14 protein-coding genes are annotated in these 18,818 nt (G+C 68.3%); 9 read left to right on the forward strand and 5 right to left on the reverse strand.

Annotated features, from left to right (window positions below):
* Positions 1-14: 14 nt before the first annotated feature.
* From TMO_RS20210 to TMO_RS20230, 5 genes are all read right to left on the reverse strand, one after another.
* Positions 15-1,454, reverse strand: a complete 1,440-nt coding sequence (locus TMO_RS20210; RefSeq protein ID WP_014747557.1) for a hypothetical protein — start codon at positions 1,452-1,454, stop codon at positions 15-17.
* A complete protein-coding gene (locus tag TMO_RS20215) occupies positions 1,454-5,266 on the reverse strand; it encodes a hypothetical protein (protein WP_014747558.1) in 3,813 nt (1,270 codons plus the stop codon). The genes TMO_RS20210 and TMO_RS20215 overlap by 1 nt, the downstream gene beginning before the upstream one ends.
* Positions 5,263-8,424, reverse strand: a complete 3,162-nt coding sequence (locus TMO_RS20220; RefSeq protein WP_014747559.1) for a hypothetical protein — start codon at positions 8,422-8,424, stop codon at positions 5,263-5,265. The genes TMO_RS20215 and TMO_RS20220 overlap by 4 nt, the downstream gene beginning before the upstream one ends.
* A gap of 97 nt (positions 8,425-8,521) precedes the next feature.
* Complete coding sequence (locus tag TMO_RS20225) at positions 8,522-10,267, reverse strand: Hint domain-containing protein (RefSeq protein ID WP_014747560.1); 1,746 nt, start codon at positions 10,265-10,267, stop codon at positions 8,522-8,524.
* A gap of 224 nt (positions 10,268-10,491) precedes the next feature.
* On the reverse strand, positions 10,492-11,724 hold the full coding sequence (locus TMO_RS20230) for an MFS transporter (RefSeq protein ID WP_014747561.1): 1,233 nt from the start codon (positions 11,722-11,724) through the stop codon (positions 10,492-10,494).
* A gap of 144 nt (positions 11,725-11,868) precedes the next feature.
* Between TMO_RS20230 and TMO_RS20235 the strand changes: the two genes are divergently transcribed.
* The 9 genes from TMO_RS20235 (at position 11,869) to TMO_RS20265 (ending at position 18,812) form a co-directional block, all read left to right on the forward strand.
* Complete coding sequence (locus TMO_RS20235) at positions 11,869-12,717, forward strand: metalloregulator ArsR/SmtB family transcription factor (RefSeq protein ID WP_014747562.1); 849 nt, start codon at positions 11,869-11,871, stop codon at positions 12,715-12,717.
* Between the two features lie 4 nt (positions 12,718-12,721).
* Positions 12,722-13,744 carry an ArsJ-associated glyceraldehyde-3-phosphate dehydrogenase gene (locus TMO_RS20240; protein ID WP_014747563.1) on the forward strand — a complete coding sequence of 341 codons (1,023 nt, stop codon included), beginning with the start codon at positions 12,722-12,724 and terminating at the stop codon, positions 13,742-13,744.
* The gene (arsJ, locus tag TMO_RS20245) at positions 13,738-14,988 is read left to right on the forward strand and encodes an organoarsenical effux MFS transporter ArsJ (RefSeq protein ID WP_014747564.1); all 1,251 of its coding nucleotides are present in this window, start codon (positions 13,738-13,740) and stop codon (positions 14,986-14,988) included. Before TMO_RS20240 ends, arsJ begins: the two co-directional genes overlap by 7 nt.
* 96 nt (positions 14,989-15,084) lie before the next feature.
* Positions 15,085-16,266 (forward strand): serine hydrolase domain-containing protein, encoded by a 1,182-nt coding sequence (locus TMO_RS20250; RefSeq protein WP_014747565.1) that lies wholly within the window; start codon positions 15,085-15,087, stop codon positions 16,264-16,266.
* A 178-nt stretch (positions 16,267-16,444) separates the two neighbouring features.
* A complete protein-coding gene (locus tag TMO_RS31790) occupies positions 16,445-16,591 on the forward strand; it encodes a hypothetical protein (protein WP_187297846.1) in 147 nt (48 codons plus the stop codon).
* 64 nt (positions 16,592-16,655) lie between these two features.
* Complete coding sequence (locus tag TMO_RS20255) at positions 16,656-17,324, forward strand: cephalosporin hydroxylase family protein (protein ID WP_014747566.1); 669 nt, start codon at positions 16,656-16,658, stop codon at positions 17,322-17,324.
* Entirely contained in the window at positions 17,324-18,151 is an 828-nt protein-coding gene (locus tag TMO_RS20260) for a TylF/MycF family methyltransferase (RefSeq protein ID WP_014747567.1), read from the forward strand. The genes TMO_RS20255 and TMO_RS20260 overlap by 1 nt, the downstream gene beginning before the upstream one ends.
* Positions 18,152-18,329: 178 nt before the next feature.
* Complete coding sequence (locus tag TMO_RS31795; protein WP_187297847.1) at positions 18,330-18,482, forward strand: hypothetical protein; 153 nt, start codon at positions 18,330-18,332, stop codon at positions 18,480-18,482.
* A 24-nt stretch (positions 18,483-18,506) separates the two neighbouring features.
* Entirely contained in the window at positions 18,507-18,812 is a 306-nt protein-coding gene (locus TMO_RS20265) for a PqqD family protein (RefSeq protein WP_014747568.1), read from the forward strand.
* Positions 18,813-18,818 lie beyond the last annotated feature (6 nt).

Consider the following 18,818-nt stretch of genomic DNA (forward strand, 5'->3'; position numbering starts at 1 on the left):
AGCGTGCGAAATGGTCAGCGAAGGGTGACCTTCACCCGGCGCACCGGTCCGGATCGCCGGGGCTCTGGTGCGGCATTCGCCGTCGGTTGCGGCGCATGAGACGCGGCAGGTCTGGCGGGGTTGGAGACCATCCCGCCGGACTCGACTTCCTGTTCCGGAAAACGGCCTGTGAAGCTGCGTTCCCCCGCCCAGATCACGGGGCTTCTGGCATAAGCCGGATCCGGCCGTGCCGTTGCCAGTTCGCCGAACGTGCTGCCGAACTCGCCGTCGAACAGGCTCCCGTCCAGAGCCTGTTGCTCCGTGGCCCGCTGCGCGGCCAGCTCCATCTCGTTTACCTGCGGTGCGGACAGGATCCCGGGAACACCCGCGTTGAACACCTGAACGCCGGTATCGTGTGTGGTGGGCGTGATGCTGAAGATCCAGTTGGCCGTCACGACCGGTTCGGTCAGGCTCAGCACGGTCGTGTAGACATTGGCATCCTCGCTCGGAATGATGCCGAACCTGTCGGTCGGTGTGTCGTAATAGACGATGGGGCGTGCCTGGAACTGCAGCTTGCCGACATGGGCGCCCATCGTCCTCAGAATGATCAGATGCGGGTGGCTGTGCGTGTTCTTGTGCCCCGCACTCGCAAAGATCGAATAGGGGCGCATGTAGTTGGTCAGCCAGATCAGATCCCTGAGATCGGGCGTGTCGGTCGACGTGCTCCGGTTCATCGTCCGCAGGGCGCCATGATGCGGGACGGATGCGGCGTAGACGGCGGGGATCGGGTTCTTTTGCCAGACCGACATGATCTGTTCCAGGCGGGCAAACGTCTCCCAGGTCGCATCACCGGGCAGAAAGAAAGCGAGCTGGCCAAGCTGGAGCAGGAAGACTCCCGAAGAGCAGTTCCGTTCGATATCCTCGGACGTCTCATTGGTCGCGACATTGGTGATGAGCGTCCATACGCTCATATCGCCCACCTTCAGCGGATCCGGCATATCAGTCGGGTCGACGTAATCGCTCCATTCATCGCCGAATACGAAAACGTCCTTGTCGGCATCGGCGGTCCGGTCTTCAAATTTGGCGACCGCTTCCTTGGAACTCTGACGCCAGTTCTCTCCGCTCAGCATCATGTACTTGACGGCGACAGGCTGTCCCCAGGCGACGATCTGCTTGTCCAACTCGTTCAGAAGCGCCCAGTGGTCCCTGTCCTGATGGCTGATCGCCAGAACGTCGATACGAGCATCCTGTCCTGCCGCCACCTGCAACTTCAGCTGTTCCATGATGAAGGCGACCGGTGGCGTGACACCCAGGGCTTCCCTGGTCTTGCTGAGCCCGCCGCTGCCGAAGTCGAACAGGCACAGCCAGTCGGCGGGTGTCGTGGCGGGATCGACGGTCGAATCCTTGTAGACCCTGACCATGTTCGCCATACCCTGGCCGCACCAGAGCCCGTCCAGAATGACGCGCTGGACCATCACCGGGTCTCCTTCTGCGTATCATGATTGCGGGCGGATCTGGTCAGCCGGATCGGCCGGCGGGCGGCGGCAGCACGCGCTTTCACTGCCGGCGTCGCCGTTTCGCTCACCGCCTTGCCGTCGTCATAGGCGGCATACCAGCCGAGTTTGGTGTTGGATGTCTGGTCGGGATTGCCGAAGACGGTGATGTCGTTCTTGCCGGGCGGGAAGGACAGACCCAGCACATGCAGGCCGAAATCCCTCAGCCGCATCAGGTATTGCCGGCCGCTGTCGGCATCGTCATAGGTGGTGAACTGCACCGTGCGGAAGCCGATATCCAGAATGCCCTGCAGGGGCAGGCTGACGCCCAGCATCTGTTCCACACCCGGCAGCGCGACGCCGAAATAGAGCGAGGTCTTCCCGTCCGGATCGTTGGCCGGGCTCCAGCCGGCCAGCAGGCGGATGGTGATGCCGACCGATCCCGCCAGTGCGCCCAGCGTGCCGAGATCGACCTCATAGACCAACCCGTACCAGGGCTGGCGGAGTTTTCCCTGCTGGATCGGCGCCGAGATCGAGACGAAGCCGGCGGATTCCGGCGTGCGGGTCGAGGGGTCTGCCCCGGTCACGGCCGGGTCGGGCGTCGTCATCAGACCGGCGAGCCTGAGCGGGAAGCGGGCGAAGAGGGAATTGGCGCGGGCCTGGCTGTTGGCGGCGTTGAGGGTGAGGCCGCCGTCCTGGACGGTGAAGGTCACGGCTGTGGGATCCGACAGCGAGAAGCTCATCGTGATCGCATAGTTGGAATAGGCGAGCCCCGCCGCTGACTTCGCATCGGTGCCGTCGGCAGCGTCCGACAGAGAGGGGCCCCAGCAATAGGGGTCGAATTTTTCCGGCTCCGCGAAACGCAGCCTTCCCGCCATCTGGAAGGCTGCGGTGACCGTGGTATTGCCGGTCTGGGGGGCGGCTGCCCGCGCCGTCGCCATGCGCATCTGGTCGACCGCCATCTCGGTCAGCTGGCTGAGCTGCAACTGAAACGCCCCTGCCTCGCGCATCGCGAAGACATAGGTGTCGCGCCGGTCGCCGCCATCGGCCGCTTCCGACTGATAGACGCCGTCCAGGATCAGATTGTTGCCGTGGTCGGTGGGGAAGAGCCGGGTCTGGGCGCCGAACACCCGGTTCACCATCAACTGCGCCGAGCTGGTGAAGCTCGCCAGCCGGCCGTTTTCGAAGCCGACGGTCAACTGCTGGACCTTGAAGGCGAAGGCGATGTCGCTGGAGAAATACTGGTCGATCGGGTCCTGATAGTCGATCAGGCCGAAGGTGGAGGTGGTGTCGAAGGTGAGCGTGCCGTTGTCCGAGGTGAAGGAGGTAGCGGTCAGCCCCAGGTGATGGGCGTAGAAACCGGCCGGGTCGATGCCGGCGGCCAGCGGTTGCAGCGGCTCTGGCAGGGTGTCGAGCGGCACCTCGACCGACAGCGCCAGCACGCCCGCCCAGTCGGGATCGTCGATCACCTCGACGAAGCGGTCATAGGGCGAGGCGGTGTTCTTCAGCCGGGCGGTGGCGACACTTTCGCGCGCCGTGCGGATGATGGCCTGAATGTCGCTGCGCGCGGTTTCGGCCTTGCCGTCGTCTGAAGACGCCTCGGGCCAGTTCCAGGCGGCGGTGTCGGAAACCAGATCGGCCAGCGAGCGGCCGCTGACGAATTTGAAGATCAGCCGGGCGTTTTTCGGTCCCTGGCGATCGGGGGCGGCCCAGTTGCGCGGGCTCATCCGGAACAGCCAGTCGCCGATCACCGGGGTCAGCAGCCCGGCGAAGCGCTGGAAGACCAGGGTCTCTTCGGCGGTGATCGTGCCCGATGTCGCCTCGGTCAGCATCTGGTCGAAGGCGGTTTCGGTGTCGTAGACCGGATAGCCGGCGCGCGAGACCGTGGCCGAGACCTGGTTCCACACGGTTTCCGACACGCCCTTGCCCGGCGGCAGGGCCTTGATCAGGTTCATCGACGCCTGGGTCAGCTGATAGGCGACCGAGCCCGACGCCATCACGGTCGCGGCCGAGCCCAGCACCATGAACAGCCGGTTGGACAGCAGCGCCTGGCGGAAGGCACCGTCGATGGCGGTGAAGCGCAGATCCGGCAGGCCGTCGCTGCTGCCCATATTGCCGATGCCGAGCCAGGCCCAGGGCTGATTGTCACCGGCATAGCCGATGGCGATGCCGGGCGGTGAAACCGCCGGGGTCACCGTGCCGACCGGGGGGGCCGATGCATCCGCAGCCCTGGTGACGTCCCATTGCGTGCCGGTGGCGAGCCCGATCCGCCGCCGGCGTTCGGGTGCGATGCCGCGGGCCTCGATGTCGCGCGCGAAGACCGCATCTTCCGCGGCAAGCCCGGCATAGCCGACCATGGGGAAGGCCGGGGCGGGATCTTCCGTCACCAGATCGGTGGCGGCCATTTCCAGATAGGACAGAAAGCCCGAATAGCCGCCGGCATAGAAGGGCGCATCCTCGGGCTGGGCGTAATAGCGCGGCGCGCTGCCGGCCGAAATCCAGCTCCAGGCGGTGGTGCCGAGATCGGTGAGGGCCGGCGGTGCCGGCGCGTCGTCCTGGGTGAGCACCGGCGCCTCGTCCTCGGCGCGGGCGGGCGGGGCATAGGCGGCGCGGCCGGCGCGGAAGCTCAACACATTGCCGTCGGCCGTGTTGAGCCCGACATAGTCGAGCCCGGTGGTCCCGCAGAGCACGCGCACCGCCGGGGCGGTGGCGGCGATGTCTTCCGACAGCTGCGCGGTTGCCAGCTGTCCGCCCTGGTCCAGCCCCAGCAGGGTGAAATCGCCGTCCGGCGTCAGGTAATACGCAACCGGCACATCGCCCGGGGCGCCGCCGGTGGCGCCGGTGGTCAGCGGCTGCACCGCCAGCACGAAACCGGGCTGGGTCTGGCTGGCGATCTGCACCGGTTTCAACTGCACGCCATAGCCAAGGGCGGTGACATAGCCGCTGTCGAAGACCGGCTCGTCACCCGAGGCCGTGGCGCCGAAGGGGGCGAGGCCAAAGCGGGTGCGGGTGGGATCGAGCGGTGCCAGCGGGTCGAAGGCGCAATAGAGCGTCACCGTCGCGCGCTGGCGCAGCGGCACCACACGCAGGCTGCGGATGCCGCCGGTCGGGACCGGTGGGGCGTCCAGGGTCATGAACGGATCGATATCGGGCGCGAAGAAGCGCAGGCTGGCGCCCATGGACGTGAGCACCGGCACCTCGTCCACAGCCGGCGCCGCCAGATCCAGCGTCCAGACCAGCGCGCCCGGCCGGAGCGGGTTGTAGCTGACACCCCAGAGGTTCTGGCTGGCGGCAAGGCTGGCATCGCCCGCGAGCAGGGTGAGGGCGGCACCGTCATGGACGCGGAACAGCCAGCTCTGATCGCTGGACGCCTGCTCCACCATCACCTGGCCACCGGCGGGTGCCACCACGACGATGCCGCCGGCATCGAAGGTCTGGCCACCGGTGACGGCGGTGACGTCGCCGCTGCGGGCCATGTTGACCGCAGAGCCGGTCCAGCCGTTGATGCCCAGCGCCACGCCCGCGATCCACAGGAAACGCGGGCCCCGGGCCGGCGGCAGCAGGGTGAGAAAGGCCTGAAGCGGGCCGACGAACCCGGCCGGGTCGGCGGGCGCCTGGTCCAGCCAGAACCACAGCCCCCGGGCATCGGTCCAGCTGGTGGAGAGCGTGACGGTGTCGCCGAAACCCGCGGCATCCGAGGCGAGGAACCCGGCCCGGTTGCCGCCATCCGTCAGCCAGTAGAGCGGCGAGCCCGCGGCCGCCCGGTTGAAGGCGGGCTCTGCCCCGCCGCTCATGCGGCACCTGCGGGCCGGGTGCCGATGTCGATCCTGTCGCCGGCCATCAGCGGCAGGGCGGTCATCGCGGCATTGGCCGAGGGCGCCCAGTCGACCCTGAGCGGCTGGCCGCCGCCGGCATCATAGCCGGCGGGCGTGCCGGCGGGCGACGGGCCGGTGCCGCGGGTCAGGCGGATGCCGGTCAGCGGCAGGCCCACCGTCGCCGGCTCCTGCGCGCGGGTGGCCAGCACATCGCTCAGCGTCGTGCCCAGCGGCACCAGCTGCTCCACCCCGTTCACCAGGATGCGGATCTCGGCCACCAGCGTGGTGCGGCCGCGGAAGTAAAGCACCGCCGCCCGGGCGCTGGCATCGGTGCCGTTATGCGCGGCTTCGGTCGCGGCCTCCAGATCCGAGAGTTTCGACGCGGCGAGCAGCACCGCATTCAGTTCCGGATAGGGCGTACCCGGCTGGGCGCAGGACGGGAAGGCCTGGGGATAGACCAGGCGGAGCAGCGGCTGCTGCATGGTCGACCAGCCGGTATCGATCAATCCGCCGGCACCGGCGACCTTGCGGTTCGACGGCAACGGCCGCGGTACCGTCGTGCCGCCCTGGCTGGTGACCAGGCCCACGAATTCGTCCAGCACCGTGCAGGTGACGCCGTTCTTCACGATCCGCCCCACCTGCCAGCGCGCGACCCCCGAGGTCACGAAACCATTCAGATAGGCCTGATCGGGGGATCCGGCGGCCATGGTGGTATAGGCTTCGAATTCCGCGCGCAGCACCATGCCCGGCAGCAGATCGACATGGCCTTTGGTCGGATCGAAGCTGTAGCCGAAGAGCAGGGTTTCGGCGAAGGTCTGCGGCATGGCGCGGGCGATCGCCGCCTGCACCGTCTGGATGGCGAGTGGCGTGGCGGTGGCCGTTTCCAGCGCCGTCAGGAAACCGTTCCAGGCGGTCACCAGATCCGGGCGCACCGCCTCGGCGGTGAAGGTCCAGGGCAGGGCATTCGCATCGCCCGCGATGGTCAGGGCATAGGTGTAGGGGGCCGTGCCCTCGACAATCGCGAAGGGGGCGACGGCCGGCAGATCGGCCGTGGCCGGCGGGGTGGTGAACAGCTGCGGCAGGCCGATGGTGATCTGATAGGCGGTCATGGCCGGCGCGGTCGCGGGAATGATCGCGGCCGCGGTGTCCTGGGCGAAGGTCGGATAGAGACCGGCGGCGAAGACCGGGGCCGAGGTGGCCGGGCCGGTGGTGACGCCGGTGATCGCCTGGACGCTGAGGGTCGGGTTCTGGTCGCTTGCATAGGCGATCGCGACCGAGAGTTCGGGTGCGGTGGTCAGCACGCCGCTGGAGCCCGGAATGCCGGTCACCAGATAGGCCGAGGCCCCGTCGACCGCCCGCCAGGAGAGGCTGGCGGTCGCACCGTCATAGGCGATGGCAAGCCCTGCGGGTGCAATACTGCCAAGCGGTGTGAAGGCGCTCCACGGCCCTTTGACGCTGGCGCCGGAGCGGGTGGCCCGGCCGCGGACGGCATAGCTCGCCGGATCGGTCAGCGCCGAGGCCGGCACGGTGACGGCGGTGGTTCCGCTGGTCAGGCTCTGGCTGAGCGTGCCGTTCTTCCACAGCTCCAGCGCATAGCCGTCTTCCCCCTGGCCGGCGGCGCTGAGGGTGACGGTGACGTCGCCGCCGGCGGCGGGGAAGGCGATGCCGGTCACGGCCACCGCCTCGCTGATCAGCGCCAGTGCGACCGAGACCGGCCCGGTGGTGCTGCCGGTGGTGCCGGAACCGATGGGGGTGACGACCAGAGACGGCGCCGCCCCCTGGCCGCCCGCCGGCAGCTGCGGCACCGGCAGGCTGCCCGAGCCGCCGCTGAAGCTGCCCGAGGCGGCAACCCCCGTGCCCGCGACGAGATCCAGCCGATAGCCGGTGACCCCTGCATCGGTGACGGTGTTCCAGCCGGCGGTGACCACGCCGCCGTCGAGCGTGGCGGCGGTGAGCGCCGGGGCGGATGTCAGCACCGGCAGCCGGGTGGTGGTATAGGGTCCGGTGGACGAGCCCCGGCAGGCGGCGGCGATCACCGTATAGGCGTCGCCGATGGTCAGGCCCGCCAGGGTGACGCTGCGGGTGAGGCCCGTTCCGGACGCCTGGCCGCCGGTGACGGGCTGGCCGTCGGGGGCGAGCACGCTGATCGCCGAACCGCTGATCCGCCAGTCGCCGGCTGGCGGCAGCACGGTGACCGTGACCGTGCGGTCGGTGCCCGAGGCGGTGGTCACGACATCGATCATCGGGGGCAGCAGCACCAGCCCCATGGCGCTGCCCTCGGGGCCGGTCGCCGTGCCGGCGGTGGCCGACGACAGCGCCGCGGTGACGGCATAGTCGTGGGCGAGGTCGGCGGCGATGCCGAAACCCGCGGCGAACTGCCAGGTGCGCGTGCCGGTCCGCGTGCCGGCAATCGGGGCGGTGGTGGCGATTGCCCGCCCGTCCTGCATCAGATTGGCGATGAACCAGACATCGCCGCTGTCGGGCAGGCCGGCGCCAGAGACGGTGATGGTGGTGTTGACCGTCTCAAGCGGGATGATCACCGCAACCGCGGTGACATCCGGCCGGGCGTAATACACCGGGGCAGGATCGCTGACCGGGCCGCTGGAGATGTCGAAGACCGGCGTGACCTTCACGGTCCAGCTGCCGCCGGCCGCGCGCAGATTGGGGGCGACGACGAATTGCGCGACCGTGCCCGAGGTGACCGAGGCGACCTGCGATCCGCCGCCGGTGGTCAGCCGGATCTGGGTCTGGCCGGCCGGCATGGCCGAGGCGGCCGCCGTCCAGCCCACGGACAGGGTGATGCCGTCATAGGCGGTGGTGATGTTGGTGACCGGTGCGAAGAGCAACGGTACCCGGTCGGAGATGATGGTCGGATCACTCTGAACGGCGACCTGGACGTAATACATCGTGGTCTGGGCGTTCATGTCCTCGCCCGCCGTCCAGATACCGCCATTGGGCGTCATGCCCGATGCGGTGCCGGTGATGGCGGCCCCGCCGGCGGTCGTCACGATGATCGTGAACGGGCCGGTATATCCCTGCTGGATAAGCCAGGCCAGGGAGAAGACCGGGCGGGTGCCGCCGGTGGTGCAGGAAACCGACGAGATGACCGGCGCGGCCGGCGTGGTGGCGGTGGACATGCGCTCTTCCCCCGATGCAGAAGCCCGCGCACCCCGCCGACCCTTGAACGGGGCCGGGCGGGATGCGTCGTCGTCCGTCGTGATCTGTGGGTTGGGATCAGCCGTCGATGCGGGCGATCGGCGCCAGGCCGGCGGCGATCCGGCGGGCATTGGTCACATCCAGCCGCCAGTCGTCGCCCAGGGTCTGGCCCAGGATCTCGACCGGATCGGGCAGATCGGCCGGCAGCGCCGCGCGGGCGGCATGCACCGCCTGCATGCGGTTGTCACCGACCAGGATGCCGCCGGCGATGAAGCCGGTGATGGCGTCGTCGTCGATATCGGCCAGGCTTTCGGCACCGTCGGGCAGCAGATCCAGGTTGAAGACCTGGCCGTCATGGGACACCCGCTCGACCAGCGTCACCCGGGCGGGGCCGTGATCGGTGGTGACCAGGGCGCCGGTCTCCAGCGCCTCGGCCACCACCACGCCCGCCGCCGTCGGCACCGGGTGGTTGTGGGTCAGCAGCACCTCGGCGCCGGTGTCGGTGACGACGCGGACCATGGGCTTGTCTTCGGTGCCGCGCCAGACTTCGGCGATACGCAGGCTGCCGCCCATGCCGTCGGCCACCCGTTCGCCCGCGGTCAGGGTCTCGATCGCCCGGCGGGTGCCGTCGGCCAATTCCACCAGGCTGCCCTCGGCGACACAGCCCCAGACGAACTGGATCGGCGCGACCATGCCGATATTGGCGGGCGGCGTGGTCACACCCAGCGGCACGCTGGTGACGCGGATGAAGGCGGTCTCGCCGGTCGACAGGCTGAAATTCAGCAGGAAGTCGAGGTCAATGGTCTGGCCCTGATCCCAGGGCGCGCCCTGCAGCCAGTCGGGGCCGATCGCCCAGCTGATCGCGCCGCCGGCACCGGTGCACAGCGGCGGAATGTCGGCCGACGGAAAGGCCAGGGTGGCGCCGTCGCCCTGGCCCGAGCGGCGGAACAGGATGCAGTTGCCGTTGAAATTGGGATTGGCGGCAACCGTATAGCCCTGCAGCAGGGTCGCCGAGCCGTTGACCGCCAGGCCCACGATCGGCTTCGAGCCGTCATTGCCGTATTGATAATAATAGTCGCAATCCCCGACCTGATTGTCGGTCCGGTTCAGGCCGACCTTGATGTAATCGCGGGTGGGGTGCGAATTGTGGTTCGGGTCGACCACGGTCAGGGTGTCGATCGCGTCCACGCCGCGCAGATCGGCGGTGGCGACCACCGTTTCCAGGGCCGTGGCGCCTGCGGGCATATAGGCGGCCGACAGCGTGGCGGTGACGTCCAGCTTGCCGTCGACCACCGATGCGGCCGAGGTCAGCTCCACCACCTGGGTGGTGCTGTTGTACTGCTGCGGGATCGAGCTGCTGCCGATCTGCTGACCGGTGTGGTTGTCGACCAGGATCAGGTTGAGCGCCGTGACCGTGGAGATGCCGGTCAGCGTCACGATGCCCTGGGCCGAGACCTGATTGCTGTTCGGCTCCACCCCCAGATAGGTCAGGGTCACCGCAGGCACCCAGCTGCCGGACTGGGGATCGTCCATCTCCAGCAGCGTGGCCTTGCGGGGCCCGCCGGTCGCCTGGTGATGGGCTTCCGTCAGCTTGATCAGCCGGCGGGTGCTGGGAAAGTAGCGCTCCAGATAGTCGTCGCCGCCGAAGCGATCCAGGATGAAGCGCCGATGCGTTTCATTGCGCATGTCCAGCGACATCACGCCATTGGGGGTGGCCGCGGCCTCGGCAGTCACCGTCTGGAAAACCTCGGCCTCTTCCTTGCTCATCGGGCTTGCCATCCGGCCGAACCGATCGACCCCGATTTCGCGCATCCGCCTGCTCATGATCCGATCCCCTTCCCCTGTTATCCTTCTGCGGGAAGACGAGCATGCCCGTTCACGCCCATTGGAAGGGCGCGTCTGTCGGTTTGCTCGTTCCCACTTATAGGATTGTTGCGTGAAAGGTTAGATTTGAGCCGAAAGGGTGTCAATCACCCTTCTATGAAAACCAACGGTCGTTAATCTATTGCATATTGCAGTGTACAATTGCCGCGCGGTCGTGACGGGTCTCAGCGGCGGTTGTGGAGATGCTCGCGAAAGGCGAACGCCGCACCGGCGATCGAAATCAGGCCGAACAGGGCAAAGGTGGTGGCATAGCTGCCGGCCAGGCCCTGAATGGCGCTGAAGCCGGCCGGGCCGATCACCACGCCGCCGAAGGTGAGGATCAGCACGCCGCCGGTGACGGCGCCGACCAGCCCCGCCGGCGCCCGGCGAGCGGTTTCGGCCAGCATCACGCCGTTCCAGCCATTGGTTGTGTTGCCGATCAGGCAAAGCAGGGCCAATTGCACCCCCGGCCCGGCGGATGCGGCCGGGCCGATGGCGAGCGCGCCGGCGCCAGAGACCGCGCCCACGATCGCCAGCACCAGGAAGCCTGCCCCCAGCCGGTCGGCCAGGAAACCCCAGATCACCCGGCCGAGTGCGCCCGAGGCCTGGATCAGCGCCAGCGCGCTGCCGGCGGCCACCGGCGACCAGCCATGTTCGGTCACCAGCATCACCACGGTGAAGGTCGACAGCGACAGCTGGAGCATGGAATAGAGCAGGCCCAGCAGCCCCAGCGCCCTGAGCGGCGCCTCGCGCAGGGTCAGGCGCGGGCCCTGCATCCAGTCCTGTCCGATCCGGGCCCCCGGCTCGCGATCGGCATCCCAGGCCGGACGCAGGCGCTGCAGCACCAGGATGAGCACGAGCGGCGCGAGGGCGGCGATCCACAGCCCCGCCTGCCAGCCCATCGCCACGGCCATCGCCGGGAAGGCGAGCCCCGCCGTCACGCCGCCCAGCGGCACGCCCGCCTGTTTGAGGGAAAACACCGTGTTGCGCCGCCGTTCGGGCGTTACCCGGATCAGGATCTGAGAGGCGGCCGGGTTGTTGAGCCCATAGCCGAAACCGGCGATCAGGGCGGCGGCGGCCATCAGCGGCAGGCTGCCCGACCCGAAGGCGGGCAGGGCGATCACGAAGGTGGCCATGCTGATCTGCGAGGCCCGGGCCGGACCGAAGCGGCGCACGATGCCGCCGGCCATCACCGAGGTGATGGCGGCCGCCAGATAGACCAGGCTGACCTGGAAACCGACCAGAGACGGCGCGACGCCAAGGGCAGCCCCGGCGATGGGTGCGATGGTCGACAGCGCCAGCGCGCCCCCGGTCGAGACCATCTGCACCGCCATCGTCACCAGCAGGGCAGTCAGAAGCCGCGGCGGCCCCGGGATATCGGCAGGTGTGGAAGGGTGGGGGGCGTCGGCTCGGGCCATGGACGGATCCGTTCGGTCTGGTGATCCTGAATTGTACGGACAAATTATCGATTTGGGCCAGGCGTTTTCCTGCAAGGGTGTCCTGCGGCCATCGTCATAAAGGTTTCACGAGCGTGGCGCTCATATTTCCTATATTCCGGAATCATGGAAAACGAACTCGCCGCCTATGCCTTCGCCACGCTCGGCCATCCCGGACGGCTTGCGGTCTTCCGCCTGCTGATGCGCTTCGCACCGCAGGGGGTGCGGCCGACCGAGATCGCGGCGGCGCTGGGCCTGAAACAGAACACGCTTTCCCACCACCTGGCCGATCTGGCGGGTGTGGGGCTGATCACGGCCGAACGCCGGGGCCGGTCGCTGCTCTATGCGGTCGATCTTGAGGCGACCGAACGGCTGATCGGCTATCTGGCGCTCGATCTGGGGCGCGCCCGCCCGGATCTGCTCGGCTCCATTCTGGGGCCTCAAAAGGACACCCCCGCCATGCGCGACACCGGTTTCAACGTGCTGTTCATCTGTTCGGCCAATTCCGCCCGGTCGATCTTCGCGGAGGCGCTGCTGCGTGATCTGGGCGGTGGCCGGTTCACCGCCTTTTCGGCCGGCACGGGCGGTGGCGGGGGTCTGAACCCGGTGGCGCTGGAGGTTCTGGCCCGCAATGGCCACGACATCGCGGGGCTGCGCTCCAAACATATTTCCGAGTTTCAGGCGCCGGACGCCCCGGTGATGGATTTCGTCTTCACCGTCTGCGACACGGCAGCCGCCGAGGACTGTCCGTCCTGGCCTGGCCGGCCGATCACCGGTCATTGGGGCCTGCCCGACCCGGTAAAGGTTCAGGGCACCGAGAGCGAAAAGGCGCTCGCTTTCGCCCGCACCTATGGCGCGCTGCGCCGCCGGATCGCGATCTTCACCGCTTTGCCCTTCGCGGCGCTCGACCGCCTGGCCCTGCAGGGCCGGGTGGATCGCATCGCCACCGAGGCCGCGATCAGTGACGAGGTCTGACCCCATGTCCTCCCCTGGCACCCGCCCCCGCATCGCGCTCAACGGCCTCGGCCGGATCGGCAAGCTGGTCCTGCGCCGGCTGATCGATACCGGCGCCGGCGGCGACATCATGCTTCTGAACGATGCCGCGGGCGATGCCGCACAGCATGCGCTGCTGATGGAATTCGACAGCGTCCACGGCCGCTGGCCGACGCCGGTGCAGGCGGCGGACGGCGCCCTGATCCTGGGCGGCCACCGGGTCCGCCTCACCCACGAGAAGACCATCGCGGCCCTGCCGCTCGACGGGATCGATCTGGTGATCGACTGCACCGGCGTGTTCAAGACTGCCGCGGCACTGGCACCCTATCATGCCGCAGGCGTGAAGACGGTGGTGGTCAGCGCGCCGGTGAAGGATGGCGGCGCGCTCAACCTGGTCTACGGGGTCAATCACGGGCTTTATGACCCGGCCGTGCACCGCCTGGTGACGGCCGCGTCCTGCACCACCAACTGTCTGGCGCCGGTGGTGAAGGTGATCCACGAGGGCATCGGCATCCGCCATGGCTCCATCACCACCATTCACGACGTCACCAACACCCAGACCATGGTCGACCGTCCGGCAAAGGATATGCGCCGGGCGCGATCGGCGCTCATGAACCTGATCCCGACCACGACCGGCAGCGCCACCGCCATCGGGCTGATCTACCCCGAACTTGCCGGGCGGCTCGACGGTCATGCGGTGCGGGTGCCGCTGCTCAACGCCTCGATCACCGACTGCGTGTTCGAGGTGGCGCGGCAGACGAGCGTGGCCGAGGTGAACGCGCTGTTCGAGGCGGCCGCTGCCGGACCGCTGACCGGCATCCTGGGCTACGAGACCCGGCCGCTGGTCTCGGCGGATTTCGTCAACGATCCGCGCTCGGCGATCGTCGATGCCCCCTCGACCCTGGTTGTCGGCGGCACGCAGGTGAAGATCTATGCCTGGTACGACAATGAATGGGCCTATGCCTGTCGTCTGGCAGACATCGTGCGCATGGTGGCATCGGCATGCTGAGACAGGCCGCCCCCGCCAACCCCTTGCGCGCCTATGCCGCCGTCACCGCCGCCTATTGGGCCTTCATGCTGTCCGATGGCGCGCTGCGCATGCTGGTGCTGCTGCATTTCAACGCGCTGGGCTTCACGCCGGTCCAGCTCGCCTGGCTGTTCCTGCTCTATGAACTGGCGGGTATCGCCACCAATCTGGCCGCCGGCTGGCTGGCGGCGCGGTTCGGGCTGGCGGCGACGCTCTATGGCGGGCTGGGCCTGCAGATCGCGGCGCTTCTTGCCCTCACCCGGCTCGATCCGGGCTGGAGCCTGGCGGCCTCGGTCGCGTTCGTCATGGCGGTGCAGGGCGCATCGGGTGTCGCCAAGGATCTCGCCAAGATGTCGTCCAAATCGGCGGTCAAGCTGCTGGCGCCGGCCGCCGATGGCGGGCTGTTCCGCTGGGTGGCGCTGCTGACGGGCTCGAAGAACGCGGTCAAGGGGCTGGGCTTCTTCCTGGGTGCCGCCCTGCTGGCGCTGGCGGGTTTCGAGGCCGCCCTCTGGGCCATGGCGGCGGTTCTGGCGGTGATCCTGGCGGCCGTGATCCTGTTCCTGCCCGCAGGGCTGCCGGGGCGGATCAAGGCATCCGAAAGCTGGTCCGGCTGGCGGTCGAAGGATGCGCGGATCAACCGGCTGTCGCTGGCGCGGATGTTCCTGTTCGGCGCCCGCGATGTCTGGTTCGTGGTCGGCATCCCCGTCTATTTCCAGGCCGTGCTGTCGGACGGCACGGCCGAGGGGCGGCGCGAGGCATTCTTCATCGTCGGCGGCTTCATGGCGGTCTGGATCATCGCCTATGGCCTGGTTCAGGCGCTGGCGCCGCGCATCCTGAAGGCCGCCGGCCGGCTGGAGCGGGAAATCGTGCGCAAGGCGGTCGTCTGGGCGGGGCTGCTGGTGCCGGTCCCGCTCGTCCTCGCCGCCATGGTCTGGCTGGCGGGGGATCCGGCGCCCTGGCTCACCCTGCTGCTGGTTGCCGGCCTGCTGGTCTTCGGCTTCGTCTTCGCGATCAATTCCTCGGTCCATTCCTATCTGATCCTGGCCTTCGGCGATGCCCGGCGGATCACCCGCGATGTCGGCTTCTATTACATGGCCAATGCCGCCGGCCGGCTGATTGGCACCCTGTTGTCGGGGGTGAGCTATCAGCTGGGCGGGCTTGGCCTCTGCCTTGCGACCGCGGGTCTCATGGCCCTGTTCAGCTGGCTGGCCGCCCGGCGGCTCTGACGCAAAACCAGCGCTCCATGTTGCGTTATGCAGCGTGCTAGACTTTGCCCTGACAACGGCCGGGCAACACGGCCGGGATCACCGGAGGAACGTCTGATGAGCGTGAACGCGCAGGAATTCGGCCCCAGGGTGCAGGCCCTGCTGGACCAGGCGGCCGCGGCCGGCGATGTGCCGGGTGTGGCGGTGGCGATCGGCGATGCCGACGGCCAGATTTTCGAGGCGGCGGCCGGCAGCCGCACCGCGGGCGGTGACCAGGCGATGACGCCCGACACCGTGGTCTGGATCGCCTCGATGACCAAGGCGGTCACCGGCACCGCCGCCATGCAGCAGGTGGAACGCGGGGCGCTGTCGCTCGACGGCCCCGCCGCCGATGTCCTGCCCGAACTCGGCCGGGTCCAGGTGCTGGACGGGTTCGACGAAGCCGGCAATCCCCGGCTTCGCGCCCCGCAGCGCCCGATCACGCTCCGCCATCTGCTGACCCACACCTCCGGCTTTTCCTACGACTTCTGGAACGCCGATGTGGTGCGCTGCCAGGAGGTGATGGGTCTGCCGCCGGTGGTCAGCTGCCAGCTGGCGGCGCTCGACGTGCCGCTGATGGCAGATCCGGGCACGCATTGGGATTATGGCGTCGGCATCGATTTCGCCGGTCGCATGGTCGAGGCGGTGACCGGCCGCCGGCTGGGCGCATATCTGGCCGAAGAGGTGCTGGGGCCGCTGGGCATGACCGATACCGCCTTCCGCATCCGCGACGACATGCGCGCCCGGCTGGCGCCGATCCATGCCCGCGGCGCCGATGGCGGGCTGACCGCCACCGACCTCGAAATCCCGCAGGAGCCGGAATTCGAAATGGGCGGCGGCGGGCTTTACGGCACGGTGCGCGACTATCTGCGCTTCTGCCGCCTGTTCCTGAACCAGGGCCGCGCCGATGGCGGGGGTCAGGTTCTGAAGCCCGAAACCGTCGCGCAGATGAGCCGCAACGCCATGGGCGATCTCCGCGTCCGCCCGCTCAAGGCCGTGCTCCACGACCTGACCAATGATGCCGAGTTCTTCCCCGGCCTGCCCAAGAGCTGGGGGCTCAGCTTCATGATCAACGAGGACGACGCCCCCACCGGCCGCCCTGCCGGCTCCCTCGCCTGGGCGGGGCTCGCCAACAGCTATTACTGGATCGACCCGAAGACCGGCCTCGCGGGGGTCTATGCGACCCAGATCCTGCCTTTTGCGGATGTGAAATCGCTGCCGCTTTATCTGGCGGTGGAGGGGGCGGTTTACGGGCGGTGACGGCTCGCCTTCCTGACGACGGCACCGCCGGTCGGCGCGTGGCGGTCGGGCAGAATCAAACATATACAATCGTGTGCTTCATGCCGTCTTTTGGTATGAAGAAGCGGGCAGCCTGAACCGGGCTGCCCGCCGGTCTGTCTGTGCCGGCTTCCCCCCCCTTGGCAGGGAGACTGCGAAGATGTCTGACCGCACGATCGTTTCCGACGTTGAGGATGTGTCCGCCGAGGACCGCGAGATCTGGGTGAAGCCGGTGGCACGGACGCGGAATCTGACCGTCGCGGAGTCCGCTCCCACCGGGAGCGCAGATTTTTCCGGGGGTTCCTGATTAAAGAGCGGCCTGCCGTCTTAAAGTCTGGCGTCCCTGCGAGGAACTCGGGAACACCACGGTCATGACCGATCGCAATGACGCGACCGTGCAGTTCATGCGCGCCAGTTTCGACGGCTTCATGGCCGGCCGGGGCACCTACAACCTGTCCTGGCTGGGCCATGAGACGATCAAATATCCCACCGACCTGATCATGTATCAGGAGCTGATCTGCCGCCGCCGGCCGGCGCTGATCGTGGAGACCGGCAGTTTCAAGGGCGGCAGTGCGCTGTTCCTGGCGTCGGTCTGCGATCTGATCGGCGTGGGGGAGGTGATCAGCATCGATGTCCGCAATGACGAGCGGCGGGCGGTGCTGCCGGTTCACCCGCGCATCACCTTCCTCGCCGGCAGTTCGACGGCGCCCGAGATGGTGCAGGCGGTCCATGACCGCGCCGCGTCCCTCGGCCCCGATGCCGAGGTGATGGTGATCCTGGACAGCGACCACCGGCTGCTGCATGTGCTGGCGGAGCTGGAAGCCTATGCCGGGCTGGTCCGGCCGGGCGGCTATCTGATCGTCGAGGACGGCCATGTCAACGGCCGGCCCAACTGGCCCGATTACGGGCCGGGGCCGAGCGAGGCGATCGCCTTCTTCCTGCCCCGGCATCCGGAATTCGAAGTGGACCCGGCCTGCGAGCGCTTCATGATGACGCTCAACCCTGGCGGCTATCTCCGCCGTCGCGACGACCCGGCCTGATGAGCCCGACCCGGCTGTATCTGGATCTGCTGAAGCAGGTGCTGCTCAACCAGACCGGGCTTGAGGCGGAGCTGCGCCTTGCCCATGTCGCGGCCTGCCATGTGGCCGGGACCGACCCCGACCCGTATCATCTGCGCGACATCCGCTTCACCGAGGCGGAGACTTTCGCGGCGGCGGCCGCGCGGCGGGATGACGGGCGCTGGACGGCGGCCGATCGCCCGGGCCTGGGGCTTGCCTATACCATGACCGGCCGGCAGCGGCTGGATCATCTGGAAGCCTGCCTGGATGACATCCGCACCGAGGGCGTGCCGGGGGATCTGATCGAAACCGGGGTCTGGCGGGGCGGGTGCGGCATCTTCATGCGCGGCTATCTGGCGGTGCATGCCATGGCCGATCGCCGGGTCTGGCTGGCCGACAGCTTTGCCGGCGTGCCGGCGCCGTCGCATGCCATCGATGCCGGCGACACCCTGTTCCAACAGAACGACCTGCTCGCGATCTCGCGGCCGCTGGTCGAAGACGCCTTCCGCCGCTTCGATCTGCTCGACGATCGGGTCCGCTTCGTCGAGGGGCTGTTCGAAGAGACGCTGCCCGGGCTGGATACCGGGCCGCTCGCTCTGCTGCGCCTGGATGGCGATCTCTTCACCTCCACCTGCGCCGCCCTGGAAGCACTATACGACCGCGTGGCGCCGGGCGGCTGGATCATCATCGACGATTACGGCGCGGTGCAGGGCTGCCGGATCGCCACCGACATGTTCCGGCATGTCCGCGGCATCACCACGCCGCTCGACCGGGTCGACTGGACCTGCGTCGCCTGGCGCAAGAGTTGAACGGAGCCGTCGGCCTTGGGGTTGCCCTTGATTACTCTGGCGATAAGACGCGGGGCAGCGCTATATTTGCCCCGTGGTGCCCGTTCCCCGTGTGGCGGGCCACGCATTCGAGTGTTGGCCCCCCCCCCCCCCGCCGACCTGTGGTGTGCGGATGAGCAGGCTGACGTGCATGATGCAGATGGTTGCTGAATCCCTTGCGGCGGCACCGGCAGAGGCGGGTGCCATGGACAGGCTCGACTGGGTGGCGCCGGTCGCCAGCCGGCACAGCATGCTGGAGGCGGAGACCTCGTTCACCAGCAGCGGTGCCGATATGGGCTGCTCGCCATCCTGAGCCTATGTGTTGAACGAGGCCGTTATGACCCAGCCCGCGCCCGCCTCTTCGGTTCTTTCGCCCGAAACCCTGGTTCGCATCCGCCCCGGCATCCTGACTGCCGAGATGGATGGCGAGACGGTGCTGCTCGATGCCGAAAGCGGGGCCTATTCGGCGCTGGGCAGCACCGGCAGCCGGATTGCGGCGCTGATCGCCGAGCCGGTGTCGCTGGGCGATCTCTGCCGGCAGCTGACCGGGATCTATGCCGTCGATTCCGAAACCTGCCTGGCCGACGTCACCCCCTTCCTCGAAGGGCTGATCGGCGACGGGTTGGTGGACGTCGCCGGCTGAGCCGGC

This window comes from Tistrella mobilis KA081020-065, from assembly GCF_000264455.2.
Classification (GTDB): domain Bacteria; phylum Pseudomonadota; class Alphaproteobacteria; order Tistrellales; family Tistrellaceae; genus Tistrella; species Tistrella mobilis.